The 26,614-nt window shown below is 63.7% G+C and carries 21 protein-coding genes; 11 read left to right on the forward strand and 10 right to left on the reverse strand.

Going from position 1 to position 26,614, the window contains the following annotated elements; genetic code table 11:
- Positions 1 to 104: 104 nt before the first annotated feature.
- From betI to yccS, 9 genes are all read left to right on the forward strand, one after another.
- The gene (betI, locus tag C4K27_RS28715) at positions 105 to 698 is read left to right on the forward strand and encodes a transcriptional regulator BetI (protein ID WP_007925978.1); all 594 of its coding nucleotides are present in this window, start codon (positions 105 to 107) and stop codon (positions 696 to 698) included.
- 110 nt (positions 699 to 808) lie between these two features.
- Positions 809 to 2,281, forward strand: coding sequence for a betaine-aldehyde dehydrogenase (gene betB / locus C4K27_RS28720; RefSeq protein ID WP_016704222.1), 1,473 nt, complete (start codon positions 809 to 811; stop codon positions 2,279 to 2,281).
- A gap of 179 nt (positions 2,282 to 2,460) precedes the next feature.
- Positions 2,461 to 4,164, forward strand: a complete 1,704-nt coding sequence (gene betA, locus C4K27_RS28725) for a choline dehydrogenase (RefSeq protein WP_053262939.1) — start codon at positions 2,461 to 2,463, stop codon at positions 4,162 to 4,164.
- 396 nt (positions 4,165 to 4,560) lie between these two features.
- On the forward strand, positions 4,561 to 6,003 hold the full coding sequence (locus tag C4K27_RS28735; protein ID WP_053262940.1) for a TldD/PmbA family protein: 1,443 nt from the start codon (positions 4,561 to 4,563) through the stop codon (positions 6,001 to 6,003).
- On the forward strand, positions 6,003 to 7,340 hold the full coding sequence (locus tag C4K27_RS28740) for a TldD/PmbA family protein (RefSeq protein ID WP_053262941.1): 1,338 nt from the start codon (positions 6,003 to 6,005) through the stop codon (positions 7,338 to 7,340). The genes C4K27_RS28735 and C4K27_RS28740 overlap by 1 nt, the downstream gene beginning before the upstream one ends.
- Positions 7,341 to 7,356: 16 nt before the next feature.
- Positions 7,357 to 8,877, forward strand: coding sequence for a multidrug transporter subunit MdtD (gene mdtD / locus C4K27_RS28745; protein WP_255313568.1), 1,521 nt, complete (start codon positions 7,357 to 7,359; stop codon positions 8,875 to 8,877).
- Between the two features lie 213 nt (positions 8,878 to 9,090).
- A complete protein-coding gene (gene dbpA / locus C4K27_RS28750) occupies positions 9,091 to 10,428 on the forward strand; it encodes an ATP-dependent RNA helicase DbpA (protein WP_238437657.1) in 1,338 nt (445 codons plus the stop codon).
- A 157-nt stretch (positions 10,429 to 10,585) separates the two neighbouring features.
- The gene (locus C4K27_RS28755; protein WP_007922295.1) at positions 10,586 to 11,764 is read left to right on the forward strand and encodes a BaiN/RdsA family NAD(P)/FAD-dependent oxidoreductase; all 1,179 of its coding nucleotides are present in this window, start codon (positions 10,586 to 10,588) and stop codon (positions 11,762 to 11,764) included.
- A 372-nt stretch (positions 11,765 to 12,136) separates the two neighbouring features.
- A complete protein-coding gene (gene yccS / locus C4K27_RS28760; RefSeq protein ID WP_007922296.1) occupies positions 12,137 to 14,329 on the forward strand; it encodes a YccS family putative transporter in 2,193 nt (730 codons plus the stop codon).
- 109 nt (positions 14,330 to 14,438) lie between these two features.
- Here yccS and C4K27_RS28765 read toward each other — a convergent pair whose 3' ends face one another.
- Positions 14,439 to 15,176: a substrate-binding periplasmic protein gene (locus tag C4K27_RS28765; RefSeq protein WP_053262943.1), complete on the reverse strand. Its 738-nt coding sequence runs from the start codon at positions 15,174 to 15,176 to the stop codon at positions 14,439 to 14,441.
- Positions 15,177 to 15,450: 274 nt separating this feature from the next.
- Between C4K27_RS28765 and C4K27_RS28770 the strand changes: the two genes are divergently transcribed.
- Entirely contained in the window at positions 15,451 to 15,903 is a 453-nt protein-coding gene (locus tag C4K27_RS28770) for a GNAT family N-acetyltransferase (RefSeq protein WP_053262944.1), read from the forward strand.
- 54 nt (positions 15,904 to 15,957) lie between these two features.
- Here the strand turns inward: C4K27_RS28770 and C4K27_RS28775 are convergent, their stop codons facing one another.
- Genes C4K27_RS28775 through C4K27_RS28785 form a run of 3 tightly spaced genes read right to left on the reverse strand, consistent with a single transcriptional unit; the run spans position 15,958 to position 18,953 of the window.
- Positions 15,958 to 16,254, reverse strand: coding sequence for a winged helix-turn-helix domain-containing protein (locus C4K27_RS28775; RefSeq protein ID WP_053262945.1), 297 nt, complete (start codon positions 16,252 to 16,254; stop codon positions 15,958 to 15,960).
- Between the two features lie 20 nt (positions 16,255 to 16,274).
- Positions 16,275 to 16,787 (reverse strand): M48 metallopeptidase family protein, encoded by a 513-nt coding sequence (locus C4K27_RS28780; RefSeq protein WP_007922309.1) that lies wholly within the window; start codon positions 16,785 to 16,787, stop codon positions 16,275 to 16,277.
- Positions 16,788 to 16,829: 42 nt separating this feature from the next.
- Positions 16,830 to 18,953, reverse strand: coding sequence for a putative bifunctional diguanylate cyclase/phosphodiesterase (locus C4K27_RS28785; protein ID WP_053262946.1), 2,124 nt, complete (start codon positions 18,951 to 18,953; stop codon positions 16,830 to 16,832).
- Between the two features lie 319 nt (positions 18,954 to 19,272).
- On the opposite strand from C4K27_RS28785, the gene C4K27_RS28790 reads away from it, so the two are divergent.
- A complete protein-coding gene (locus C4K27_RS28790) occupies positions 19,273 to 19,944 on the forward strand; it encodes a polysaccharide lyase family 7 protein (RefSeq protein ID WP_053262947.1) in 672 nt (223 codons plus the stop codon).
- A 150-nt stretch (positions 19,945 to 20,094) separates the two neighbouring features.
- On the opposite strand, the gene fba is transcribed toward C4K27_RS28790, so the two are convergent.
- The 6 genes from fba to tkt form a co-directional block, all read right to left on the reverse strand.
- Positions 20,095 to 21,159, reverse strand: coding sequence for a class II fructose-bisphosphate aldolase (fba, locus tag C4K27_RS28795; protein ID WP_003229012.1), 1,065 nt, complete (start codon positions 21,157 to 21,159; stop codon positions 20,095 to 20,097).
- A 255-nt stretch (positions 21,160 to 21,414) separates the two neighbouring features.
- The gene (locus C4K27_RS28800) at positions 21,415 to 21,744 is read right to left on the reverse strand and encodes an MliC family protein (RefSeq protein WP_007922315.1); all 330 of its coding nucleotides are present in this window, start codon (positions 21,742 to 21,744) and stop codon (positions 21,415 to 21,417) included.
- Positions 21,745 to 21,804: 60 nt separating this feature from the next.
- Positions 21,805 to 22,023 carry a hypothetical protein gene (locus C4K27_RS28805; protein ID WP_053262948.1) on the reverse strand — a complete coding sequence of 73 codons (219 nt, stop codon included), beginning with the start codon at positions 22,021 to 22,023 and terminating at the stop codon, positions 21,805 to 21,807.
- Positions 22,024 to 22,054: 31 nt separating this feature from the next.
- A complete protein-coding gene (locus C4K27_RS28810) occupies positions 22,055 to 23,218 on the reverse strand; it encodes a phosphoglycerate kinase (RefSeq protein WP_053262949.1) in 1,164 nt (387 codons plus the stop codon).
- A 42-nt stretch (positions 23,219 to 23,260) separates the two neighbouring features.
- Positions 23,261 to 24,316, reverse strand: coding sequence for an erythrose-4-phosphate dehydrogenase (epd, locus tag C4K27_RS28815; protein ID WP_053262950.1), 1,056 nt, complete (start codon positions 24,314 to 24,316; stop codon positions 23,261 to 23,263).
- 161 nt (positions 24,317 to 24,477) lie between these two features.
- Positions 24,478 to 26,475, reverse strand: coding sequence for a transketolase (gene tkt, locus C4K27_RS28820; protein WP_007922335.1), 1,998 nt, complete (start codon positions 26,473 to 26,475; stop codon positions 24,478 to 24,480).
- Positions 26,476 to 26,614 lie beyond the last annotated feature (139 nt).

A 26,614-nucleotide genomic window follows, 5' to 3' on the forward strand; every position in this document is an offset into this window, starting at 1 on the left:
GATCTTATTCTTTGTTGATTGAACGTTCAATCAAAACAAAATAGACTGGCCCTCACGCCGGTAGCCGTTTCACGACTGCCAGCAGGCCTAAGGAGATGTGCAAGATGCCCAAGGTCGGTATGCAACCCATACGCCGCCAGCAGTTGATCGAAGCCACGTTGCTGGCGGTCGATCAGGTCGGGATGGGGGACGCCAGCATTGCGCTGATCGCCCGTTTGGCCGGTGTCTCGAACGGCATCATCAGTCACTACTTTCAGGACAAGAACGGCCTGATCGCCGCCACGGCGCAGTATCTGATGAGTGTCCTCAGCGAGAACGTCACCGCGCGCCGTCAGGCGCTGGAGGACAGCAGCCCGCGGGCGCACCTCCAGGTGATCATCGAAGGCAACTTCGACGCCAGCCAGGTCAATGGCCCGGCAATGAAAACCTGGCTGGCCTTCTGGGCCACCAGCATGCACCACCCGTCTTTGCACAGGTTGCAGCGGATCAACGATCACCGCCTGTATTCCAACCTGTGCTGTCAGTTCCGCCGCGTCCTGCCGCTGGATGATGCACGCAGCGCGGCGCGAGGCCTGGCAGCCCTGATCGACGGTTTGTGGTTGCGCGGCGCGCTGTCGGGAGACGCTTTCGACACCGAGCAGGCGCACCGGATCGCTTACGAATACATGGATTTCCAACTGGCTAAGCAGGAGCGCTAGAGCACATTACAAGACGCTCGGCCCCCTGAACCGCCACTGACCAGCGCGCCCAGGCTACACGGCGCGCCCAGTGGTCAACGCCAACCACTCATGCACTTGCGAGGACTATCATGGCCCGTTTCGAACTGCAAAAACTCTACATTGACGGCGGCTACACCGACGCCGGCAGCGACGCCACCTTCGACGCCATCAACCCGGCCAACGGTGAAGTTCTCGCTCAAGTGCAACGTGCGACCTTTGATGACGTCGAGCGTGCAGTCGTCAGCGCCGAAAAAGGCCAGAAGATCTGGGCCGCGATGACCGCCATGGAGCGTTCGCGCATCCTGCGTCGCGCCGTGGACATCCTGCGCGAGCGCAACGATGAACTGGCCGCCCTGGAAACCCTGGACACCGGCAAGGCCTACTCCGAAACCAAGTATGTCGACATCGTCACCGGCGCCGACGTGCTGGAATACTACGCGGGCCTGGTACCGGCCATCGAAGGCGAGCAGATCCCGCTGCGCACCACTTCGTTCGTCTACACCCGTCGCGAGCCACTGGGCGTCGTGGCCGGTATCGGCGCGTGGAACTACCCGATCCAGATCGCCCTGTGGAAATCCGCGCCAGCCCTGGCGGCCGGTAACGCGATGATCTTCAAGCCAAGCGAAGTCACTTCGCTGACCACCCTGAAACTGGCCGAGATCTACACCGAAGCCGGCGTTCCGGCTGGCGTGTTCAACGTCCTGACCGGTAGCGGCCGTGAAGTCGGCACCTGGCTGACCGAGCACCCGCGCATCGAGAAAGTCTCCTTCACCGGCGGCACCGACACCGGCAAGAAGGTCATGGCCAGCGCTTCCAGCTCCTCGCTGAAAGACGTGACCATGGAACTGGGCGGCAAGTCGCCGCTGATCATCTTCGACGACGCCGACCTGGATCGCGCCGCCGACACCGCGATGATGGCCAACTTCTACAGCTCCGGCCAGGTCTGCACCAACGGTACCCGCGTCTTCGTACCGAGCCACCTGAAAGCCGCTTTCGAAGCCAAGATCGTCGAGCGCGTCGCGCGCATTCGCGTTGGCAACCCGGAAGATGAAAACACCAACTTCGGCCCTCTGGTCAGCTTCGCCCACATGGAAAGCGTGCTGGGCTACATCGCCAAGGGCAAGGAAGAAGGCGCCCGCCTGCTGTGCGGCGGCGAACGCCTGACCGACGGCGCATTCGCCAAAGGCGCATTCGTGGCGCCGACCGTGTTCACCGACTGCACCGACGAGATGACCATCGTTCGCGAAGAAATCTTCGGCCCGGTGATGAGCATCCTGACCTACGAAACCGAAGAAGAAGTGATCCGTCGCGCCAACGACACCGACTTCGGCCTGGCCGCCGGTGTGGTAACCCGTGACCTGAACCGCGCGCACCGCGTGATTCATCAGCTCGAAGCCGGTATCTGCTGGATCAACGCCTGGGGCGAATCCGACGCCAAGATGCCGGTCGGCGGCTACAAGCAGTCGGGTGTTGGCCGTGAGAACGGGATCAGCTCGCTGAACAACTTCACCCGCATCAAATCGGTACAGGTCGAGCTGGGCGACTACGCCTCGGTGTTCTAAGACACCCAGCCTGAACGACAACCTGTAGCCGCTGCCGAGCTTGCGAGGCTGCGACAAGGCCCGCAGGGCCTTCGAGGGCCTCAAGAGCGCGTCCCGTTCCGGGCCGATCGCAGCCTTCGGCAACGGCTACAGGCCTATTGCTCGTCCGATCTGACCCCATCTCAAAGAGGGTGCATTCAATGTCCCAAGAATACGATTACATCATCATCGGTGCCGGCTCCGCCGGTAACACCCTGGCGACCCGTCTGACTGAAGACGAAGGCGTCACCGTGCTGCTGCTCGAAGCCGGCGGCCCGGACTACCGTTTCGACTTCCGCACGCAGATGCCGGCCGCCCTGGCGTTCCCGCTGCAAGGCCGTCGCTACAACTGGGCCTACGAAACCGACCCAGAGCCACACATGAACGGTCGCCGGATGGAATGCGGCCGCGGCAAGGGCCTGGGCGGTTCCTCGCTGATCAACGGCATGTGCTACATCCGCGGCAACGCCATGGACTACGACGGCTGGGCAAAACTGCCAGGTCTGGAGGACTGGACCTACCTGGACTGCCTGCCGTACTTCCGTAAAGCCGAAACCCGCGACATCGGCCCGAACGACTACCACGGCGGCGAAGGCCCGGTCAGCGTGACCACGCCGAAAGCCGGCAACAACCCGCTGTTCCACGCCATGGTCGAAGCCGGCGTGCAGGCCGGTTACCCGCGTACCGAAGACCTCAACGGCTACCAGCAGGAAGGTTTCGGCCCGATGGACCGTACCGTGACGCCTAAAGGCCGTCGCGCCAGTACCGCCCGCGGTTACCTCGACGTGGCGAAAAAACGTTCGACCCTGAGCATCGTCACCCACGCCCTGACCGACAAGATCCTGTTCGAAGGCAAGCGTGCCGTTGGCGTGCGTTACCTGGTCGGCTCCGCCGAAGAGCGCGTCGAAGCCCGTGCCCGCAAGGAAGTGCTGCTGTGCTCCGGCGCCATCGCCTCGCCACAGATCCTGCAACGTTCCGGCGTCGGCCCGGCCAAGCTCCTGGAAAGCCTGGACATCCCGGTGGTCCACGACCTGCCGGGCGTCGGCGAGAACCTGCAAGACCACCTGGAACTGTACCTGCAGTACGCCTGCACCCAGCCGGTCTCGCTGTACCCGTCGCTGCTCTGGTACAACCAGCCGGCCATCGGTGCCGAATGGCTGTTCAACGGCACCGGTATCGGCGCCAGCAACCAGTTCGAAGCCGGCGGCTTCATCCGCACTCGCGAAGAGTTCGAATGGCCGAACATCCAGTACCACTTCCTGCCGGTGGCGATTAACTACAACGGCAGCAACGGTGTGCAGGAGCACGGTTTCCAGGCGCACATGGGCTCCATGCGTTCGCCAAGCCGCGGCCGGATCCAGCTCAAGTCGAAGAACCCGCGCGATTACCCGAGCATTCTCTTCAACTACATGGCCACCGAGCAGGACTGGCAGGAATTCCGCGACGGCATTCGCCTGACCCGGGAAATCATGCAACAGCCGGCGCTGGACGCCTTCCGCGGCCGCGAAATCAGCCCGGGCATCGAGGTGCAGACCGACGAGCAGCTGGATAAATTCATCCGCGAGCACGCCGAAACCGCGTTCCACCCATCCTGCTCGTGCAAGATGGGCACCGACGAAATGGCCGTGGTCGATGGCCAGGGTCGCGTGCATGGCATGCAGGGTCTGCGCGTGGTCGATGCCTCAATCATGCCGATCATCACCACCGGCAACCTGAACGCGCCGACGATCATGATGGCCGAGAAAATCGCCGACAAGATCCGTGGCCGTCAGCCTCTGCCACGCAGCAAGGCCGCCTACTACGTGGCGGGCGATGCCCCGGTACGTGGCAAGCCGGTACGTGAAGTGAGCGCTACCGCGCAGTAACTTCGAACGGCGCCGATCGCAACGATCGGCGCCCTTTTGCTGTATCCGACCTGTAGCCGCTGCCGCAGGCTGCGATCGGCGGCGCAGCCGACGTAAACCAGCCACCACGATTCACCAGGCAAGAACCCGATTGCCGAATCACAGCCCTTGGCCACAACTACAGTTCTCCAACATTTCCCTGCCCCTCCCCGCTTGATACCGCCCATCGCACAGGCCTAATCTAGGCGCTCGCAGCATTCCCCAGCACCTTTTCCGACCTGGCTTCAAAGCCCTTCGGGCTTTATCGCGAGCAATCGAGCGTCGACCGGCTGCTCCTACAGAAAACCCCTGGCCCGACGCCCGCTTGCTCTCGATAAGGCCTGCAACAGCCAGACTGTTCACATGGAGGTTCCTCAGATGTTCGATTTTCACCCCCAGCTCAAGCAGCGCTTCGCTGCCTTGCGCACGGGCGCCGAATTCTTTTCCCTGCGCTACGTGCGCGAATCCGGCCAGTACCTGTCGGTGCGCAAGAACGTCGCGGAGCCGCCGAGCCTGAGCCGCGACGAAGGCGCGATGCTCACCGTGCGGGTCAATGGCGTCGAGGCTTACGCCGCCACCAACGACCTGTCGCAAAGCGGTCTGCAGGCCGCGCTGCAACGCGCCGAGCAACAAGCCCGGCTGATCGCCGTCCATGCCCTGCTCGACCTGCGCGAACAAGCGGTGTCCAGCGACCGTGCCGATTACTTCTCGCCCAACCTCGAGCAGCCCTTCCCGTCCCTGAGCGACTGCTACCAGTTGCTCGGCGACGAGTCAGCGGCCGTGCCCAAGGACGAGCGCCTGGTGAACTGGCAGGTCAGCCTCGGCCTCACCCAGGTCGAGCAGATCTACCTCAACAGCGCCGGCGCCGAACTGCGCCAGGCCCAGCGCTTCGTCTACCCGGGCATGGACGTCACCGCCTACGACGGCAGCGACAGCCAGACCCGCAGCCTGGGCCGCGAAAACTTCGGCCAGCAGGGCGGCGCCGACGTGATCAGCCGCTGCGGGCTGATCGGCGCCGGGGCCCAGGTCGCCTACCAGGCGCTGCAATTGCTGCTGGCGCCCAATACGCCCCAAGGCCCGCGCGACCTGTTGCTGATGCCGGACCAGATGATGCTGCAGATCCACGAATCCATCGGCCACCCGCTGGAGCTGGACCGTATCCTCGGCGACGAGCGCAACTACGCCGGCACCAGCTTCGTGAAAAGCAGCGACTTCGGCAGCCTGCAATACGGCTCCAGCCTGCTCAACGTGACCTTCGACCCGGACATTCCCGAGCAGTTGGCCAGCTACGGCCATGACGACGACGGCACGCCCGCCAGCAAGCAGTTCCTGATCAAGCGAGGCCTGCTGCTGCGCCCGCTGGGTGGCGCGCTCTCGCAATTTCGCGCCGGCCTCGACGGCGTGGCCAACAGCCGCGCCTGCAGCTGGAACCGCCCGCCCATCGACCGCATGGCCAACCTCAATATCGAACCCGGCGACCAGTCGCTGGAGAAGCTGATCGGCGGTATCGAGAACGGCATCCTGATGTCCACCAACCGTTCCTGGTCCATCGACGATGCGCGCAACAAGTTCCAGTTCGGCTGTGAATGGGGCCAGTTGATCGAGAACGGCGAACTCAAGGGCGTGGTGAAAAACCCCAACTACCGGGCGATTTCCGCGCACTTCTGGAAAAACCTCAGCGCCGTCGGCGACGCCAGCACCTTCAAGGTCCTGGGCACGCCGAACTGCGGCAAGGGCGAACCGAACCAGGTGATCCGCGTCGGCCATGCCTCGCCGGCCTGTGTGTTCAGCCATGTCGATGTATTTGGAGGAGATGCCTGATGAGTACGTCCCTGAATCAGGCCGAGCAGTTCAAGGCTTTGGTGGACTGGCTGCGCGATGCCGTGCGCGAGCCCGAACAGTTCACCCTGAGCTACGCCGCCGAGTCTTCGCAGTTCATCCGTTTCAACCACGCCAAGGTGCGCCAGGCCGGGCAAGTGCAGCAGGCCAGCCTCGGCTTCAAGCTGATCGACGACGGGCGCCATGCCGACCTCGAGATCACCCTCGCCGGCGACCCGCAGGTCGATGCCCAGCGCCTGGCCGAAGGCCTGCAGCAGTTGCGCGAGACCCTGCCGCTGCTGCCCCGGGACCCGTACCTGCTGCTCAACCCCGATGCCTGGAACACCCACAATGTGCAGGAGCACCCGCTGCCCAGCAGCGAGCAGGTAGTGGCCGAAATCGGTCAGGCCGCCGCCGGGCTGGACCTGGTGGGGTTCTATGCGGCCGGCCCGATCAGCCGTGGTTTTGCCAGCTCCTCGGGAGCCTTTGGCTGGCACCAGGCCAACAGCTTCAACTTCGATTTCAGCCTGTTCCACGAAAATGGCCAGGCCGTCAAAGCCAGCTACGCCGGGCACGAATGGAGCAGCCAGGGCTTCGCCCAGCGTTTCCAGCAGGCCCGGGAACAGCTGGCGTTTCTCGGACGACCGTTGCGCACCCTGGCGCCCGGGCAGTATCGCGCCTACCTGGCGCCGGCGGCCCTGGAAGAAATCATGGGCATGCTGAGCTGGGGCGGGTTTTCCGCGCAGTCCATCGCCAGCAAGCACAGCCCGCTGCAAAAGCTCTATGCCGGCGATGCCAGCCTGAGCCCCCTGGTGTCGCTGGACGAGCAGGTCAGTGGCTCGTTGAGCCCGGCGTTTTCCGATGAAGGCTACCCGCGCAGCGACCTGTCGCTGATCGCCGGCGGCGTCGCCCAAGGGCAACTGATCAACTCGCGCAGCGCCGCCGAATACAGCCTGGCCACCAACGGTGCCGGCAGCGGCGAATACCCCAGCGCGTTGAACATGGCGCCCGGGCAGTTGTCGCAGCAGGAGATTCTCAAGCAACTGGGGACCGGCCTGTACATCAGCAACCTGTGGTACCTGAACTACTCGGACCAGCCGGCGGCGCGCCTGACCGGCATGACCCGCTTCGCTACCTTCTGGGTGGAGAACGGCGAGATCCAGGCTCCGGTCAGCACCATGCGTTTCGATGACAGCGTCTACAGCCTGCTGGGTTCGCACCTGGAAGGCCTGACCCGGGAGCGCGAGCTGCTGCTGTCGGCCAGTACCTACAGCCAGCGCCAGACCGCCTCGGCGCAATTGCCGGGCGCGCTGGTGAGCCGGCTGACGTTGACCTTGTAACCGCTGTCGCACGCAAATCTCGCTCCTACGGGATGGCGTCTGTAGGAGCGAGGCTTGCCCGCGATGCGGTTGCAGGGGGGATAGGTGTTCACCACAAGAAAGAGGTCCCATGCCCAACCGTGCCGAACTTGACGCCACCACCGCCCGCTGGCTGCCGTGGGTGGTGGCCATCGCCTTTTTCATGCAATCCCTCGACGGGACCATCCTCAATACCGCCCTGCCGGCCATGGCCCGCGACCTGGCGGAAGATCCGTTGCGCATGCAGGGCGTGGTCATCGCCTACATGCTCACCGTGGCGCTGCTGATCCCGGCCTCGGGCTGGATCGCCGACCGTTTCGGCACCAAGAAGATCTTCTTCGGCGCCATCCTGCTGTTCAGCATCGGCTCGTTGCTCTGTGCCCTGTCCAACTCCCTGAGCATGCTGGTCGGCGCTCGGGTGATCCAGGGCCTGGGCGGCGCCCTGATGCTGCCCGTCGGCCGGCTGGTGGTGCTGCGCGCCTACCCGCGCTCGGAACTGGTGCGGATCATGGGTTTCATCACCATTCCCGGGCTGCTCGGCCCGCTGATCGGCCCGACCATGGGCGGCTGGATGGTGCAGTACCTGACCTGGCACTGGATCTTCCTGATCAACCTGCCGGTGGGCGCGATCGGCTGTTATGCCGTCTGGCGCTTCATTCCCGACCTGCGCGGCAGCGAGCGCACGCGTTTCGACGGCCTGGGCTTTTTGTTGTTCGGCGCGGCGATGGTGCTGATCACCATCGCCATGGAGGGCCTGGGCGAACTGCACCTGCCGCACCTGCGGGTGATGTTGCTGCTGTTCGGCGGCCTGGCCTGCCTCGCGGCCTACTGGCTGCGGGCCGGGCATATCGACAACCCGCTGTTCGCGCCTTCGCTGTTCAAGGTGCGGACCTTTGCCGTAGGCATCCTCGGCAACCTGTTCGCCCGCCTCGGCAGCGGCGCCCTGCCGTTCCTGGTGCCCTTGCTGCTGCAAGTGGCCCTCGGTTATTCACCATCCCAGGCCGGGATGAGCATGCTGCCGCTGGCCGCCGCGGCGATGCTCGCCAAGTCCATCGCCCGTCCGCTGATCGAACGCCTGGGCTACCGCATCGTCCTCACCGGCAACACCCTGGCGTTGGGGATCATGCTCGCCAGCATGGGTCTAGTGACGGAACAGACCCCCTACCCGCTGCTGCTGGGCATGCTGGCGGTGCTGGGGGCGATCAACTCGCTGCAGTTCACGGCGATGAACACCGTGACCCTGATCGACCTCGACGACGCCTCCGCCAGCAGCGGCAACAGCCTGCTATCGGTGGTGGCGCAACTGTCCCTGAGCCTGGGGGTGGCCTGCGCCGGCGCGCTGCTCGGCGGCTTCACCGCCGAAGTCGGCAACGATGGCGTGAACACCGTGCTCGGCGCCTTCCAGCTGACCTTCCTCACGGTGGGGATCATGGCAATGCTGGCGGCGGCGATCTTCCTGCAGCTGTCGCCCAAGGACGGCCGACGGGCGAAGAAGGTCCAGGAGCATATCGAGCACTGAGCCGCATCGGATAAAACATGCAGCTCGATTGACGTCGGCTGCGCCACCGATCGCAGCCTTCGGCAGCGGCTACAGGAGCGAGCGATGGCTCGCTCGTCCAGAAATTGCAGGTAAAGGGAGCGGGACTGATACACTGCGCGACATTTTGTTTTGCAGGCCCGTCCCGTGACCACCATTGCCACCGCTTTTAATACTTTGCCGCTGTCCGCCGCCATGCTGGCTAACCTCGACTCACTCGGTTATGCCCAGATGACGCCGGTCCAGGCGCAAAGCTTGCCGGTGATCCTCAAGGGGATGGACCTGATCGCCCAGGCCAAGACCGGCAGCGGCAAGACCGCCGCCTTCGGCATCGGCCTGCTGAATCCGATCAATCCGCGCTACTTCGGTTGCCAGGCCCTGGTGATCTGCCCGACCCGCGAGCTGGCCGACCAGGTGGCCAAGGAAATCCGCCGCCTGGCCCGCGCCGAAGACAACATCAAGGTCCTGACCCTGTGCGGTGGCGTGTCCTTCGGCCCGCAGATCGCCTCGCTGGAACACGGCGCGCACATCATCGTCGGCACCCCGGGCCGCCTGTCCCAGCACCTGCGCAAGGGCTCGCTGAAACTCGACGGTCTCAACACCCTGGTCCTCGACGAAGCCGACCGCATGCTGGACATGGGCTTCTACGACCCGATCGAAGAAATCATCGCCTACACCCCCGAGCGCCGGCAGACCCTGCTGTTCTCCGCCACCTACCCGGTGGGCATCAAGCAGTTGGCCTCGAAGTTCATGCGCGACCCGCAGCAGGTGAAGGCCGAAGCCCTGCACGCCGACAGCCAGATCGAGCAGCGTTTCTACGAGATCTCGCCGGAAGAACGCATCGACGCTGTGGTCAAGGTACTGAACCACTTCCGTCCAGAGTCCTGCGTGGCCTTCTGCTTCACCAAGCAGCAGGTCCAGGAAACCGTCGACCACCTGACCGCCAAGGGCATGTCCGCAGTGGGCCTGCACGGCGACCTGGAACAGCGCGACCGCGACCAGGTATTGGCGATGTTCGCCAACCGCAGCACCTCGGTGCTGGTGGCCACCGACGTGGCCGCCCGCGGCCTGGACATCGATGCCCTGGACATGGTGATCAACGTCGAGCTGGCGCGGGATTCGGAGATCCACATCCACCGCGTCGGCCGCACCGGCCGCGCCGGCGAGAAGGGCCTGGCGGTCAGCCTGGTGGCGCCGTCCGAGGCGCACCGTGCCCAGGCCATCGAGCAATTGCAGAAGTCGCCCTTGAACTGGGAACAGATCGACAGCCTGAAATCCCAGGGCGGCGGCCCGCTGCTGCCGGCCATGAGCACCCTGTGCATCGGCGCCGGGCGCAAGGACAAAGTGCGTCCGGGCGACATCCTCGGCGCCCTGACCGGTGAAGCCGGCATCCCCGGCACCCAGGTCGGCAAGATCGCGATTTTCGACTTCCAGGCCTATGTCGCCGTGGACCGCGGCATTGCCAAGCAGGCCCTGCAACGCCTGAACAGCGGCAAGATCAAGGGTCGTTCGCTGCGCGTGCGCATCCTGTAATACCACCGCGGCCAATGCCTGCTCTCCTGTAGGAGCGAGGCTTGCCCGCGATCAAGGCACCGCGGTCTGCCAGGTACAACCGCATCATCGTTCATCGCGGGCAAGCCTCGCTCCTACGGGAACGGGGTTGCCTCGACACTTGTGTGAGGACACCGTTTTGCGCTCTACCGAAGTCGTGATCATTGGCGCTGGCGCCGCAGGGTTGATGTGCGCGCTGACCGCGGCCGGCCGTGGCCGCCAGGTGCTGCTGCTGGACCACGCCAACAAGGCCGGCAAGAAGATCCTCATGTCCGGCGGCGGGCGCTGCAACTTCACCAATATGTACACCGAGCCGGGCAATTTCCTCTCGCACAACCCGCATTTCTGCAAGTCGGCCCTGGCCCGCTACACCCAGTGGGATTTCATCGGCCTGGTGGCCAAGCACGGCGTGCCGTACCACGAGAAAAAACTCGGCCAGCTGTTCTGCGACAACAAGTCCAGCGACATCCTCGGCATGCTGCTCGACGAGTGCGACCAGGTCGGCGTCCAACTGCACCTGGACACCTCGATCCAGCAGATCGAGAAGCTCGACAGCGGCTACCTGCTGGAAACCACCCTCGGCCAGCTCCAGTGCCAATCCCTGGTGATCGCCACCGGCGGCCTGTCGATTCCGACCCTGGGCGCCACCGGCTTCGGCTATCAGGTGGCCAGGCAGTTCGGCCACGAGCTGCTGCCGACCCGCGCGGGCCTGGTGCCGTTCACCATCACCGACCAGCTCAAGGAGCTGTGCGGCGAGCTGTCCGGCACCTCGGTGGACTGCCTGGTGAGCTGCAACGACATGAGCTTTCGCGAGAACATCCTGTTCACCCACCGAGGCCTGAGCGGTCCGGCGATCCTGCAGATTTCCTCGTTCTGGGAATCCGGCGACACGGTGGAGATCAACCTGCTGCCGGACCACGACGCCGCAAGCTGGCTGCAACAGCAACAGGCCGAACGCCCGAACAGCGAGCTGAAGACCCTGCTCGGCGAGATCTTCACCAAGAAGATGGCCGGCCTGCTGGCAGACAACTGGTTCGTCTCCAAACCGATGAAGCAGTACACCCACGCCGAACTGGCGCAGATCGCCGAGCAACTGGCGTGCTGGAAAGTGGTCCCGGCCGGCACCGAGGGTTATCGCACCGCCGAAGTGACCCTGGGCGGCGTCGACACTCGCGAGGTGTCGTCCAAGACCATGGAGTCGCTGAAGAGCCCAGGGCTGTATTTCATCGGCGAGGTGCTGGACGTCACCGGCCACCTGGGCGGCTTCAACTTCCAGTGGGCATGGGCCTCCGGCTACGCGGCCGCACAGTACGTCTGATCCGCCGTTCACCTGGCCTGTAGCCTCTGCCCCAGGAGCCGCAGAACCGGCCACTGCGGTGGGACAGGCCGAACACAGTCGCCTGTTATGCGGCCGCTGCGCGCCCGATCGCAGCCTCGCGGGGCTCGGCAGCGGCTACAAGGTTTCCCCATTTCCTGTAGCCGCTGCCGCAGGCTGCGATCGACCCGAAGGGGCGCTGCGATCTGACGCCTCCCTGAAGTCCTGCGGACCTATCGCAGCCTTCGGCAGCGGCTACAGGTACCGATGAAGATCAGCGGGAACAGAATTTGCTGTCGGATGTGACGACCCCATTGCGCGGTCGTCAATACTGGCTCAATTTAGCGGCATCGCCCCGGAAGGCTTTCTCACTTCATGTCATCGACCAGCTTTCGTCAGTCACTGCGGCGCCTTTGGGCGCTGGATAAATTCAGCTACAGCGTGCGGGTGTTCATCGCTCTGACCGGGAGCATGGCGCTGTGCTGGTACCAGGACGAAATGGCCTTGCTGATCCCCTTGTTCCTGGGGATTATCGCCAGCGCCCTGGCCGAGACCGACGACAGCTGGCAAGGCCGGATCAATGCCCTGGCCGTGACCCTGGTGTGTTTCAGCGTCGCTGCCCTTTCCGTCGAACTGTTGTTCCCCTACCCCTGGATCTTCGTCATCGCCCTGGCGCTGGCCAGCTTTGGCCTGACCATGCTCGGCGCCCTGGGCGAACGTTACGGGGCGATTGCCTCCGCAACCCTGATCCTGTCGGTCTACACCATGATCGGCGTGGACCAGCGCGGCGGCGCCGTCACCGACTTCTGGCACGAACCGCTGCTGTTGGTGGCCGGTGCCGCCTGGTACGGCCTGCTGTCGGTACTCTGGCAGGCGATGTTTTCCAACCAACCGGTGCAGCAGAGCCTGGCACGCCTGTTCCGCGAGCTGGGCTATTACCTCAAGCTCAAGTCGTCGCTGTTCGAGCCGATCCGCCAGCTGGACGTGGAAGCACGCCGGCTGGAACTGGCGCAGCAGAACGGCCGGGTAGTGGCGGCCCTGAACGCCGCCAAGGAAATCATCCTGCACCGGGTCGGCAACGGCCGGCCGGGCTCGAAAGTCAGCCGCTACCTGAAGCTGTACTTCCTCGCCCAGGACATCCACGAACGCGCCAGCTCGTCCCACTACCCCTACAACGCCCTGGCCGATGCGTTCTTCCACAGCGACGTACTGTTCCGCTGCCAGCGCCTGCTGCGCCAGCAGGGCAAGGCTTGCCGGGCCCTGGGCGAATCCATCCAGCTGCGCCAGCCCTTCGTCTACGACGCCAGCTTCGCCGAGGCCCTGAGCGACCTGCACGCCTCCCTGGAACACCTGCGCATCCAGAGCAACCCGGCCTGGCGCGGCCTGCTGCGTTCGCTGCGGGCGCTGGCCGCCAACCTCGGCACCCTCGACCGCCTGCTCAGTGACGCCAGCAACCCCGACGCCCTCGCCGACGCCACCGACAGCAGCCTGCTGGACCGTTCGCCGCGCAACCTCAAGGACGTCTGGACCCGCCTGCGCACCCAGCTGACCCCGACATCGCTGCTGTTTCGCCACGCCCTGCGCCTGCCCCTGGCCCTGAGCATCGGCTACGGCATGGTGCACCTGATACACCCCTCCCAGGGTTACTGGATCATCCTCACCACCCTGTTCGTCTGCCAGCCGAACTATGGCGCCACGCGGCGCAAGCTGGGCCAGCGAATCATCGGCACCGCCATCGGCCTGGTGGTCGCCTGGGCGCTGTTCGACCTGTTCCCCAGCCCGCTGGTGCAGTCGCTGTTCGCGATTGCCGCCGGGGTGGTGTTCTTTACCAACCGCACCACCCGCTACACCCTGGCCACCGGCGCCATCACCATCATGGTGCTGTTCTGCTTCAACCAGGTGGGCGACGGCTACGGGCTGTTGCTGCCGCGCCTGTTCGATACCCTGCTGGGCAGCCTGATCGCCGGCCTGGCGGTGTTCCTGTTCCTGCCGGACTGGCAGGGCCGACGCCTGAACAAGGTGCTGGCCAATACCCTGACCTGCAACAGCATCTACCTGCGGCAGATCATGCAGCAGTACGCGGCCGGCAAGAGCGACGACCTGGCTTACCGCCTGGCCCGGCGCAACGCCCACAACGCCGACGCGGCGCTGTCCACCACCCTGGCCAACATGCTGATGGAGCCCGGGCATTTCCGTAAGGAAGCGGACGTGGGCTTTCGCTTCCTGGTGCTCTCGCACACCCTGCTCAGTTACCTCTCCGGCCTCGGCGCGCATCGGGAAACCCAGCTGCCGGCGGAAGTCCGCGAGCACCTGATCGGCGGGGCCGGGGTCAGCCTGGCCAGCAGCATCGATGAAATCGCCCAGGGCCTGGCGAGCAAGCAGCCGGTGGCGATCCAGAGCGATGCCGAAGAGGCCCTGGCCAATGAGCTGGAGCAGATGCCGGACGAAATCGATGAAGGCCAGCGGCTGGTGCAGACCCAACTGGCGCTGATCTGCCGCCAACTGGGCCCCTTGCGGACCCTGGCGGCGCATCTGATCAAGGACACCGGCGAAGAACAGGCCGCGTAGCCGCTGCCGCAGGCTGCGATCGCCTCCGCAGGAGGCGCAAGCTTTCAAGAACGCCACAGAGGTTTCGGCCTCGGCGCCAGCCTGCTGCAGCAGCTTTAATGGCGCCGTTTCACATCCCGTGCTGGCGCAGCAAGCGGTCGTAGCTGCCGTCGGCTTTCATCGCCTCGATCTCTCGATCGAACCCCGCCACGATCTGCGCATGTGCGGGGTTCTTCAGGCTGACCAGGATATGCAGGCCGTTCTCGCTCAGGGAATTGGGCAGGAACTCCACCGCGTTACGCACCCGCGGCGACTCCCGCGCCAGGTAATAGCGGGCAACGTACTCGTCCTCCAGGGTCAGCTTGACCCGGTTGGCTGCCAGCATGCGCACCGCCATCGCGAAGTTGTGCACCAGGACCTTCTGCAGCTCTGGATCGTTGTCAAAATCGGGGGAGTAGGCATAACCGCGCACCACCGCGATGGGGTACTGGTGCAGTTGCTTGAGGGTGGTGTATTCGATGGGGGCATCCTTGCGCCGGATGAAACGCACCCGATTGACCAGGTACTCCGAGGAGAATTGCCCCAGCTGGGTACGGGCCTCATTGAACCAGGCATTCACCAGCACGTCGTAACGCCCCTCGCCGACGCCAAGCAAGGCCCGCGCCCAGGGCACCTGTTCGAACTCGCTGGCATAACCGGCCCGCGCCAGCGCGGTGCTGACGATGTCGGTGGCCAGCCCGCCGTTGACCAGCGTCGCATCCGTGAAGGGTGGCCAGGCGTCGGCGACCAATCGCAATTTTTCCGCATAAGCGCTCTGGCCCAGCAACAGCAATCCGATCAAAGCAAAGGCTCGATGCAATCGCGGCATGCTAAAAGATCCTTAGCGGGCGGACAGCCCTGCGTGTTTTTTGCCCAGACTCGAGGTTCTCCGGCCGGTGGACGGCCGCGACCCAGCTCCTAACAGTAGCTTATGGGCGCCACTGCACAGCGCTTCAGCGCAGATTACACAAAGAAGACCGCCACGAACCAATGCGATGATGGCATTTTGACCTACCTCACAGAAACGCCACTCCAGCGCCAGACAAGACAAGCCACCCGCCAGGCGCTTAACATCCGGGCACCGCTTTCCAAAGGATGAAACGATGACAATCGAATGGGTCTGCAAACACCACACCGATCTGGGCAAGGAGCAGTTGTACGCGATCCTGCAGTTGCGTACCGAAGTCTTCGTGGTCGAGCAGAAATGCGCCTACCAGGAAGTCGATGGCCAGGACCTGGAAGGCGACACCTGCCACCTGATGGCCTGGGATGATGACCAGCTGGTGGCTTATCTGCGCCTGCTCGACCCGACCTCCCAGGGCGGCGACGTGGTCATCGGCCGCGTGGTGATCGCCCCGCAAGCGCGGGGCAAGGGGCTGGGCCATGAACTGATGGAGCACGCCCTGAAACAGGCGCAGAAACACTGGCCGCACACGCCGATCTATCTGTCGGCCCAGGCGCATTTGCAGGGGTATTACGGGCGCTACGGCTTCAACGTCGTGGGCGAGGAGTATCTGGAAGACGATATCCCCCATATCGGCATGCGCCGGGCCTGACAGGACAATCGCAAGCCTGCTGGCGCCAGCGGGCTTGCATTCAGATCGAGTCCCTCAGGGATACTCCAGCACCGTCTTGATCCGCGACAGGTTCGCCTCGATCCAGCCCTTGTCGATCGCGCCCCAGCTTTTGATCCGATAGCTGCCGGCATGATTGCGCGCGCCGTCCTGCTGCTCGAACTCACAGACGATATCCAGATCCGCCAGGGCGGCGATGGTGTCCTGCGCCGTGCGCCGCGGCATGCCGGTGGCCTCGGTCAGGGCCGGGACATTGCTGGCCAGGTCGCTGTCGATCAGGTACGCCACATACAGCCGGCGGTAAAAGCTGCTCTTGGTCTTGCTCACGTCCATCGCCCGTTCCTTGTACAGGGTTACTCGGAACCACCTGCCCTGGCTTGCAGGTCGCGCCAGGTCAGGTAGACCCGCAGGTCGAATTCCAGTTGGTGATAGCCCGGCAGCATGTGCTCGCAGAGCTTATAGAACGCCTTGTTGTGCTCGCTTTCCTTGAAGTGCGCCAGCTCGTGGACAACGATCATGCGCAGGAACTCCGGCGCCGCCTCCTTGAACAGCGAAGCGATGCGGATTTCCTTCTTGGCCTTGAGCTTGCCGCCCTGGACCCGCGAGATCGTGGTGTGCAGCCCCAGGGCGCGGTGCGTCAGGTCCAGGCGGTTGTCGAACAGCACCTTGTCGATGGCCGGGGCGTTGCGCAGGTACTCCTGCTTCAACTCCAGGGCATAGCCGTACAGCGCCTTGTCACTCTGCACCCCGTGCTTGCCGGGGTACCGCTGGCTCAGGTAATCGCCCAGCCGCCCTTGCGCAATCAGCTGGCGCACTTGCTCTTGCAGGGTGGCAGGATAGGCCTGGAGGTATTTCAACGCGGTCATGGGGCGCCAATGCAATCACGAAAGGCCGCCAGTGTAGCGAATTCAACCCGGCAACGCGCTCCAGTCGAAAGGCTCGGCAAAGCGCTCGGCATCCGCGGCGATCAACGGCCGGGCCACCAGGAAGCCCTGCACGTACTCGCAGCCGTTGGCCTGCAGCCAGCGGTACTGCTCCAGGGTCTCCACGCCCTCGGCGATCACCAGCACGCCGAACGCCTTGCACAGGTCGATCACGCAGCGCGCCAGCGCCGCATCCCGTGCCGAATCCGGCAACCTGGCGATCAGGTGACGGTCGAGCTTGAGGGTATCGAGCTGCAGATCCCGCAGGTGGGCCAGCGAACAGGCGCCCGAACCGAAGTCATCCAGCGCCACCCGCACCCCGAGACTGCGCAACAGGCGCAGCTGCTTGCGCGACTCGTCGAGGTTCTGGGTCAGGGCGTCTTCGGTGATCTCGACCTCCAACTGCCGAGGTTCCAGGCCATGACGCTCCAGGACCTGGCGCAGTTCGGTGGCGAGGTTCGGCATGGCGAACTGGGTGCCGCTCAAACTCACACCCAGCACGGTCTGCTCGGCGAACAGCGTTTTCCAGGACGCCCGCTGGCTCGCACTCTGCTGATAGATCCAGCTCCCCAGGCGGCTGATCAGCCGCGCCTCCTCCAGCAGCGGCAGAAACAACCCCGGCGGCACATCGCCAACGCTCGGATGCCGCCAACGCAACAGGGCTTCAAAACCGCGCAGGCGCCCATCGGCAATCGCCACCTGGGGCTGGTACACCAGGTTGAACTCCTTGTGCTCGACCGCGCTGCGCACGCTTTCCTCGAGCATCAGCCGCGAGCGGGCACGGCCGTTCATTTCGTGGTCGTAATAACGATATTGCTGGCGCCCGGCACGCTTGGACTCGTACATGGCGATGTCCGCCGCGCGCATCAGGCCATCCAGATTGGAACCGCAATCGGGGTAGATGGCGATACCGATACTGGCCCCCAGCGCGACCTCCAGGCCATCGAACTGCTGACAGATCGATATGCGCTCGATGAGCTTCTCGGAAATCTTCGCCGCCTGTTCCGGAAACTCCAGCTCCAGCAAAGCGGTGAACTCATCGCCGCCTATGCGCGCCAGGATGTCGAAGGAACGCAGGCAGGCCTTTATCTGTTCGGACACCCAGCGCAGCACCCGGTCCCCCGCATCATGCCCCAGGGAGTCGTTGACCCGCTTGAAACCGTCCAGGTCCAGGTACAGCAGCACCAGCGACTTGTCGGAGCGCTCGCTGCGCAACAACAGGCTTTCCACGGTCTGGTAGAAGCCACGACGGTTGAGCAGGCCGGTCAGCGGATCGGTCACTGCCTGGTATTCCAGTTGCTGGTGCAGATGACGGACTTCCGACATGTCGAGCAGGGTCACCACCATCGCCTTCTGCTCGCTCGGCAGTGGCGCGCAGGACAACGCCACCGACACCTGCTGGCCCGGAGCCGTACGCAACGTGGCGTCGTGCAGGCGGTAGGTCTCGCCCTTGCGATAGCTGGCATACAGCTCGGATTCGGCCCACTGCGGCACATGGGGCTTTTGCAGATAGTCGAGCAGCCACGCCCCCTCCAGCTCATTCACCGGAGCGTTGAGCAAGCGTGAAATCGCCGGATTGGCAAAGCGGATGACCCCGCCCTCATCCACCACCAGAATCCCCTCCGCCGCGTTCTCCAGCACCGAGGCATTGAAGGCCCTGGCACTCTCCAGGTCATGGCTCAGGCGCTGCAGTGCGCGGCGATTGCGTTGCTGCTCCAGTAGCGCCTGTACCTTGGGCTTGAGAATCTGCGGATCGAACGGCTTGAACAGATAATCCACCGCGCCGCTGGCGTAGCCCTTGATCACCGCGTCCTTGGACTGCTCGTTGGCGGTGAGGAAAATGATCGGGGTCAGGCGGGTTCGCTGGCTGCCGCGCATCAGGCGGGCGACTTCGAAACCGTCCATTTCCGGCATCTGTACATCCAGCAACACCAGATCGATGTCGTGTTCCAGTAACAGACCCAGGGCCTCGACACCCGAGGCGGCGGTCATGACCTGCCAGTCGTGGCGCTGCAGGAGTGCACGCATGCTGAGCAGATTTTCGGGGTAATCATCAACAATCAGTAAGACCGAGCGGGCTTCACCTGGCCGAGTTTGCGCGCATTCCATGCTGCTTCTCTTGTCTGTGTAGGGTCGGCCTGCGAACAAGACCGGACAAATACTGAGACTTCACTCTAGACCTGGATCCAATAAAGCAGAAGCTGTCACAGCGCCATCATTTAGCCAAAGCCCGAGGCACCCGACTAACGGTCAGCCCCATAGCTGCTGAAACCGCTGGAGGCGTTTTTTCGACAGATGGTTGACGCCAATTATCCGCCGGACGGGCATTAACAAAAGTCCCTTCTACGCTTATAAAGATCGCCTTCAAAAGCGCAGGCTAAAGCCTTTGTCGGTTTTTTATCCGGCATCAAATCGGGAAGCTTTGACTATGATCGACCTCGCAACCTGGAATCTGAGCATTCCCGAAGGCAGTCCACCGGCGACTATCGACACCCCCCGACTGGTGGAGGGCTTCAAGGATCAATATTTCCATTCCGACACCGGCACCCTGTTCTTCTGGTCGCCCGTCACCGGTTCCCGCACCGCCAACGCCATCTACCCGCGCAGCGAACTGCGTGAAACCTACTCCAACGGCACCCTGAAGAACTGGACCTACCCGGAAGCCGACAACCTGCTCTACGCCACCCTGGCGGTGAACCAGGTGCCGTCCACGGGCAAGATCGTCATCGGCCAGATCCACGCCTACAACAGCACCAAGCCCCTGGTGAAGGTCGAGTACCAGTACAAGACCACCACCCAGAGCGGCAACATAGTCGCCAAGGTCCGCATGCATCCGGACGATACCGATAGCCGGGTGATCATCGTCGCCGAAAACGTGCCGCTGGATCGCGAGTTCTCCTACCTGATCCACCTGAGCCCGGGCGGTGCCCTGGGCGTCAGCGCCGCGGGCTATCAATGGGACACCCAGCTCAGCAGCACCTGGCGCGACAAGCCGCTGTACTTCAAGGCCGGGGTGTATGTGCAGGACAACACCGGCTACACCACCGAAGGCGGCAAGGTGACCTTCTACAGGCTGGATATCGATCACAACGAAACCTGATCTTCTGTAGGAGCGAGGCTTGCCCGCGCGACATCCATGGCGAATGTCAGGCCCTCGTCGCGGGCAAGCCTCGCTCCTGCACGATGAGGTGTTTGCCACAGGCACAAAAAAGCCCGCATCGCTGCGGGCTTTTTCGTTCAACACAAAGGCTTAGTTGACCTTGGCGTTCAGCTCACCTTTGAGGTAACGCTGGAACATCGCTTCCAGGGAGATCGGCTTGATCTTCGAGGCGTTGCCAGCGGTGCCGAAGGCTTCGTAACGGGCGATGCACACGTCGCGCATGGCGGTCACGGTGGCGCCGAAGAACTTGCGCGGGTCGAACTCGCTCGGGTTGGTGGCCATCAGGCGACGCATCGCACCGGTGGACGCCAGGCGCAGGTCGGTGTCGATGTTGACCTTGCGCACGCCGTACTTGATGCCTTCGACGATTTCTTCAACCGGCACGCCGTAGGTTTCTTTGATGTCGCCGCCGTATTGGTTGATGATCGCCAGCCACTCTTGCGGAACCGAAGACGAACCGTGCATCACCAGGTGGGTGTTGGGGATGCGCTTGTGGATCTCTTTGATGCGGTCGATGGCCAGTACGTCGCCGGTAGGCGGCTTGGTGAACTTGTAGGCACCGTGGCTGGTACCGATGGCGATGGCCAGGGCGTCGACCTGGGTCTTCTTGACGAAGTCCGCGGCTTCTTCCGGGTCGGTCAGCATCTGGCTGTGGTCCAGCACGCCTTCGGCGCCGATGCCGTCTTCTTCACCAGCCATGCCGGTTTCCAGGGAACCCAGGCAGCCCAGCTCGCCTTCCACCGAAACGCCGCAGGCGTGAGCCATGGCCACGGTCTGCTGGGTCACGCGAACGTTGTACTCGTAGTCGGTCGGGGTCTTGCCGTCTTCGCCGAGGGAGCCGTCCATCATGACCGAGGAGAAGCCCAGCTGGATCGAACGCTGGCAGACGTCAGGGCTGGTGCCGTGGTCCTGGTGCATGCACACCGGGATATGCGGGAATTCTTCGATCGCCGCCAGGATCAGGTGGCGCAGGAAAGGCGCGCCGGCGTATTTGCGGGCACCGGCCGAAGCCTGGACGATCACCGGAGAGTCAGTCTTGTCAGCTGCTTCCATGATGGCGCGCATCTGTTCAAGGTTGTTGACGTTGAAGGCTGGAACGCCGTAGCCGAATTCGGCTGCGTGGTCCAACATCTGGCGCATGCTGATGAGTGCCATTGTGTGTATCTCTCCCGGTCGAGGGTCGTTAATCGTGCAAGCCTGCCGTAGCGGCGGCTGCTATTCAAGTGATTGCAGATCGGGGGTCAACCCGGCCTGCCGATTCGTTACTGCATCAATCTTGCGAGCCACGCCTATCTCTGTAGGAGCGAAGCTTGCTCGCGATCAGGGTCATCACATTCAACATTCCTGTTGACGGTTGGATCGCTATCGCGAGCAAGCTTCGCCCCTACAGGTTCAGCATCGGCTCCCGGCCTACGGCGCTTTACAGCCGCGGCCGATCAAATCGTTGGTGGCGACCCAGTAAACCAGGCCTTCGTCACCTTTTTCGTGAAACGCCAGCATGTCGTTGCTGTACAGCGAACCGGAACCGCTCGGCTCCAGCTTCAGGCGATAGACCTGATCGGCCCCGCCCAACCGCACATCGACTTCCTTGCGGCTGCTGTCGGTGTAGCGCCAGACCACTTGCGCCTGGCTGTCGCACACCCAGGTCGTCCAGTTGTCCGTCTCGGCCGGCTTGAACAGGTCGAAGTTGGCGCAACCTGCCAGCAATCCCAGCGCAGCCACGGCGATAAAGCCTTTCATCGGTGTTCCTCGGCTGACGGCCCACGGCCGCCAGCACAACGCGTTATCGAATCAGACCCGTCAAGGGCAACCATGTTCCTTGGCCTTGGCTGGAGTCTCGTACTTGTCCAGACCATCGGGTCCCATGCGCTTGTTGATCACAGGCGCGGTCTCGGCCTGCCAGTCGGCCTGATAGCAACCTCTCTCAGGCTCTCCCGACTCGGGCTCCGGCTGGGCCGGATGGCTGCCGCAACCGGCCAGCAAGCCCGCGACGATCAACAGCGGTAACGTCTTGACCATATGAACACTCCTTTGCCTGGCCATCGGGACTTCAGGCTTTGGCCCGGCTTTCCAGGACTTCGACCGCCGGCAGCACCTTGCCCTCGACGAATTCGAGGAAAGCGCCACCGCCGGTAGAAATGTAGGAGATTTGCTCGGCCACGCCATATTTATCGATGGCTGCCAGGGTGTCGCCGCCGCCAGCGATGGAGAACGCCGCGCTCTCCGCGATGGCCTGGGCCAGCACCTTGGTGCCGTTACCGAACTGGTCGAACTCGAACACGCCGACCGGACCGTTCCACAGGATGGTCTTCGACGACTTCAGCAGCTCGGCGAAGTTCGCCGCGGTTTGCGGGCCGATGTCCAGGATCATGTCGTCGGCCGCCACCTCGGCAATCAGCTTGACGGTAGCGGTCGCGCTTTCGGCGAATTCCTTGGCCACCACCACGTCCACCGGCAGCGGCACGCTGACCTTGGCGGCGATGGCGCGCGCGGTATCCAGCAGGTCCGGCTCGTACAGCGACTTGCCGACCGGGTGACCGGCAGCGGCGAGGAAGGTGTTGGCGATGCCGCCGCCAACGATCAGTTGGTCGCAGATCTGGCTCAGGCTATTGAGCACGTCGAGCTTGGTCGACACCTTGGAGCCGGCGACGATAGCGGCCATCGGCTTGGCCGGGGCGCCCAGGGCCTTGCCCAGCGCGTCCAGCTCGGCAGCCAGCAGCGGGCCGGCAGCGGCGACCTTGGCGAACTTGGCCACGCCGTGGGTCGAACCCTCGGCGCGGTGCGCGGTGCCGAAGGCGTCCATCACGAACACGTCGCACAGGTCGGCGTATTGCCGGGCCAGTTCGTCGGCGTTCTTTTTCTCGCCCTTGTTGAAGCGCACGTTCTCGAACAGCACGATGTCGCCGGCCTTGACGTCGACGCCGCCCAGGTAGTCGGCCACCAGCGGCACTTCACGACCCAGGGCACGGCTCAGGTAGTCGGCCACTGGTTTGAGGCTGTTCTCGGCGGAGAACTCGCCTTCGGTCGGACGGCCGAGGTGCGAGCAGACCATCACGGCCGCGCCTTTTTCCAGGGCCAGCTTGATGGTCGGCAGCGAAGCCAGGATACGCGCATCGCTGGTGACAACACCGTCCTTGACTGGGACGTTGAGGTCTTCGCGGATCAGTACGCGCTTACCTTGCAGATCGAGGTCGGACATCTTCAACACGGTCATGGGTCGCAATTCCTGGGTTACTGTTTTTTTGGAAACGGGAAGTTAAGAGACAGCTTTGGGTGCGGCTGTTTGCAGATAGTGTCCTGCAACGTCCAGCATTCGGTTGGCAAAACCCCATTCGTTGTCGAACCAGGCCAGGATGTTCACCAGCCGCGGGCCGGAAACACGGGTCTGGCTGGCATCGACGATCGCCGAATGCGGATCATGGTTGAAATCACAACTGGCGTGCGGCAACTCGGTATAGGCCAACAGGCCCTTGAGCGGACCGCTGGTGGCGGCCTCGCGCAGGATCCGGTTGACTTCGCCGGTGTCGGTATCGCTCACGGTCTGCATCGTGATGTCGAGGCAGGACACGTTGACGGTCGGCACGCGCACAGCTTTGGCCTGAATTCGCCCGGCAAGTTCCGGCAGCAGCCGTTCGATACCGCGCGCCAGACCAGTGGACACCGGGATCACCGACTGGAACGCCGAACGGGTGCGGCGCAGGTCTTCATGGTGATAGGCGTCGATCACCGGCTGGTCATTCATCGCCGAGTGGATGGTGGTGATCGACACGTATTCCAGACCAATGGCCTGGTCCAGCAGGCGCAACAGCGGCACGCCGCAGTTGGTGGTGCAGGACGCGTTGGACACCAGCAGCTCGGCGCCGGTCAGGCAGTCCTGGTTGACGCCGTAGACGATGGTGGCGTCGACATCCGCCTCGCTGGCCATCGGCTGGGAAAACAGCACCCGCGGCGCACCGGCGTCGAGGAAACGCTGGCCGTCTTCACGGGTGTGATAGGCGCCGGAGCATTCGAGCACCAGATCGACGCCCAGGGACGCCCAATCGATGCCTTCGGGGGTGGCACTGCGCAGGACCTTCACGCAGTTGCCATTGATATGCAGACAGTCGCCGTCGACCTTCACTTCGCCAGGAAACCGGCCGTGGGTGGAGTCGAAGCGTGTCAGGTATTCCACGCTGGCCATGTCGGCCAGATCGTTGATCGCGACAATCTCGAACCCGGCCGCAGCCCCCCGTTCGAACAGGGCACGCAAGACACAACGACCGATCCGGCCGTAGCCGTTGAGTGCAACTTTGTAGGGACGCAGTTGAGGCATGGGGTTCTCGATTACCGGGGTGAATCCGTCACGGTCGCGTTGCCTGTTCCATTGTCATCGTCGGATCGCCGCCCGGACCGAGCCTCGCTCCTACAGATCATCACGATCCCGTAGGAGCGAGGCTTGCCCGCGAAGAACAGCAGACAACGCGGCTGGCGGACTTAGTCTTCCAGCAGCTCTTCGGCCTGACCCAGGATGTTTTCCAGGGTGAAACCGAACTCTTCGAACAAGGCCGGCGCAGGCGCCGACTCGCCGTAGGTGGTCATGCCGATGACGCGACCTTCCAGGCCGACGTACTTGTACCAGTAGTCCGCGTGAGCGGCCTCGATGGCGATACGCGCGCTGACCTGCAGCGGCAGGACCGACTGCTTGTAGCCGGCGTCCTGGGCATCGAACACGCTGGTGCATGGCATGGACACCACGCGCACCTTGCGGCCCTGCTCGGTCAGCTTGTCGAAAGCCTGCACCGCCAGGCCGACTTCGGAACCGGTGGCGATCAGGATCAGCTCAGGCTCGCCTGCGCAGTCCTTGAGCACGTAGCCGCCGCGGCTGATTTCAGCGATCTGCACGGCATTGCGGGTCTGATGCTGCAGGTTCTGGCGGGAGAAGATCAGCGCCGAAGGACCGTCCTTGCGCTCGATCGCGTTTTTCCAGGCCACCGCCGATTCCACGGCATCGGCTGGACGCCAGGTGTCGAGGTTCGGGGTGCAGCGCAGGCTGGCGATCTGCTCGATCGGCTGGTGCGTCGGGCCGTCTTCGCCCAGACCGATGGAGTCGTGGGTGTAGACATGGATCACGCGCTGCTTCATCAGGGCCGACATGCGTACCGCGTTGCGCGCGTATTCCATGAACATCAGGAAGGTCGCGCCGTAAGGCACCAGGCCGCCGTGCAGGGCCACGCCGTTCATGATGGCGGTCATGCCGAACTCACGAACGCCGTAGTACATGTAGTTGCCGCTGGCATCTTCGGCGCTGACGCCCTTGCAGCCTTTCCACAGGGTCAGGTTGGAACCGGCCAGGTCAGCCGAACCGCCGAGGAATTCCGGCAGCAGCGGGCCAAACGCGTTCAAGGCGTTCTGGCTGGCCTTACGGCTGGCGATGGTTTCGCCCTTGGCCGCGACTTCGGCGATGTAGGCATCGGCCTTCTCGGAGAAATCGGCCGGCAGGTCGCCGCTCAGGCGACGCACCAGCTCGTTGGCCAGCTCAGGGAATTCGGCGGAGTAGGCGGAGAAACGCTGGTCCCACTCGGCTTCGACGGCGCGACCGGCTTCCTTGGCATCCCATTCGGCATAGATGTCGGCCGGGATTTCGAACGGACCGTGGTTCCACTTCAGCGCGGCGCGGGTCAGGGCGATTTCCTCGGCGCCCAGTGGCGCACCGTGGCAGTCTTCCTTGCCTTGCTTGTTCGGCGAACCGAAGCCGATGGTGGTCTTGCAGCAGATCAGGGTTGGCTGCTCGCTTTTGCGCGCGGTGTCGATTGCGGTCTTGATCTCTTCCGGGTCGTGACCGTCGACGTTGCGGATCACCTGCCAGTTGTAGGCTTCGAAACGCTTTGGCGTATCGTCGGTGAACCAGCCTTCGACTTCGCCGTCGATGGAGATGCCGTTGTCATCGTAGAAGGCAATCAGCTTGCCCAGGCCCAGGGTGCCGGCCAGGGAAGCGACTTCATGGGAAATGCCTTCCATCATGCAGCCATCACCCAGGAACACGTAGGTGTGGTGGTCGACGACGTTGTGGCCGGGACGGTTGAACTGCGCCGCCAGGACCTTTTCCGCCAGGGCGAAGCCCACGGCATTGGCCAGACCTTGGCCCAGCGGGCCGGTGGTGGTCTCGACGCCCGGGGTGTAGCCGAATTCCGGGTGGCCCGGAGTGCGGCTGTGCAGCTGGCGGAAGCTCTTCAGGTCGTCGATGGTGACGTCGTAGCCGGTCAGGTGCAGCAGCGAGTAGATCAGCATCGAGCCGTGGCCGTTGGACAGCACGAAGCGGTCACGGTCGGCGAAAGATGGATTGCTCGGGTTGTGCTTCAGGTAGTCACGCCAAAGTACCTCGGCGATATCCGCCATCCCCATGGGGGCGCCGGGATGGCCGCTGTTGGCTTTTTGCACGGCATCCATGCTGAGGGCACGAATGGCGTTGGCACGCTCACGACGGCTTGGCATCGCTGATCTCCTGGGGGTTATCTAAGTCGGGTTGGATAAAACGAATCGGAAAAAGGCGTGCATTTTCCCTCAGCGGTAGGCCGGGGGCAATGACAGATAGTGACTCTGGCGCGTTTTTCCGGTCGATAAAGGGGCAATC

This window comes from Pseudomonas chlororaphis subsp. chlororaphis (assembly GCF_003945765.1).
GTDB classification, from domain to species: domain Bacteria; phylum Pseudomonadota; class Gammaproteobacteria; order Pseudomonadales; family Pseudomonadaceae; genus Aquipseudomonas; species Aquipseudomonas chlororaphis.

Excerpts from the sequence above, each read along its gene's own strand:
- betI (WP_007925978.1), top strand. The coding sequence starts at position 105 with ATGCCCAAGGTCGGTATGCAACCCATACGCCGCCAGCAGTTGATCGAA.
- betB (WP_016704222.1), top strand. The coding sequence starts at position 809 with ATGGCCCGTTTCGAACTGCAAAAACTCTACATTGACGGCGGCTACACC.
- betA (WP_053262939.1), top strand. The coding sequence starts at position 2,461 with ATGTCCCAAGAATACGATTACATCATCATCGGTGCCGGCTCCGCCGGT.
- C4K27_RS28735 (WP_053262940.1), top strand. The coding sequence starts at position 4,561 with ATGTTCGATTTTCACCCCCAGCTCAAGCAGCGCTTCGCTGCCTTGCGC.
- C4K27_RS28740 (WP_053262941.1), top strand. The coding sequence starts at position 6,003 with ATGAGTACGTCCCTGAATCAGGCCGAGCAGTTCAAGGCTTTGGTGGAC.
- dbpA (WP_238437657.1), top strand. The coding sequence starts at position 9,091 with ATGCTGGCTAACCTCGACTCACTCGGTTATGCCCAGATGACGCCGGTC.
- yccS (WP_007922296.1), top strand. The coding sequence starts at position 12,137 with ATGTCATCGACCAGCTTTCGTCAGTCACTGCGGCGCCTTTGGGCGCTG.
- C4K27_RS28765 (WP_053262943.1), bottom strand. The coding sequence starts at position 15,176 with ATGCCGCGATTGCATCGAGCCTTTGCTTTGATCGGATTGCTGTTGCTG.
- C4K27_RS28770 (WP_053262944.1), top strand. The coding sequence starts at position 15,451 with ATGACAATCGAATGGGTCTGCAAACACCACACCGATCTGGGCAAGGAG.
- C4K27_RS28775 (WP_053262945.1), bottom strand. The coding sequence starts at position 16,254 with ATGGACGTGAGCAAGACCAAGAGCAGCTTTTACCGCCGGCTGTATGTG.
- C4K27_RS28780 (WP_007922309.1), bottom strand. The coding sequence starts at position 16,787 with ATGACCGCGTTGAAATACCTCCAGGCCTATCCTGCCACCCTGCAAGAG.
- C4K27_RS28785 (WP_053262946.1), bottom strand. The coding sequence starts at position 18,953 with ATGGAATGCGCGCAAACTCGGCCAGGTGAAGCCCGCTCGGTCTTACTG.
- C4K27_RS28790 (WP_053262947.1), top strand. The coding sequence starts at position 19,273 with ATGATCGACCTCGCAACCTGGAATCTGAGCATTCCCGAAGGCAGTCCA.
- fba (WP_003229012.1), bottom strand. The coding sequence starts at position 21,159 with ATGGCACTCATCAGCATGCGCCAGATGTTGGACCACGCAGCCGAATTC.
- C4K27_RS28800 (WP_007922315.1), bottom strand. The coding sequence starts at position 21,744 with ATGAAAGGCTTTATCGCCGTGGCTGCGCTGGGATTGCTGGCAGGTTGC.
- C4K27_RS28805 (WP_053262948.1), bottom strand. The coding sequence starts at position 22,023 with ATGGTCAAGACGTTACCGCTGTTGATCGTCGCGGGCTTGCTGGCCGGT.
- C4K27_RS28810 (WP_053262949.1), bottom strand. The coding sequence starts at position 23,218 with ATGACCGTGTTGAAGATGTCCGACCTCGATCTGCAAGGTAAGCGCGTA.
- epd (WP_053262950.1), bottom strand. The coding sequence starts at position 24,316 with ATGCCTCAACTGCGTCCCTACAAAGTTGCACTCAACGGCTACGGCCGG.
- tkt (WP_007922335.1), bottom strand. The coding sequence starts at position 26,475 with ATGCCAAGCCGTCGTGAGCGTGCCAACGCCATTCGTGCCCTCAGCATG.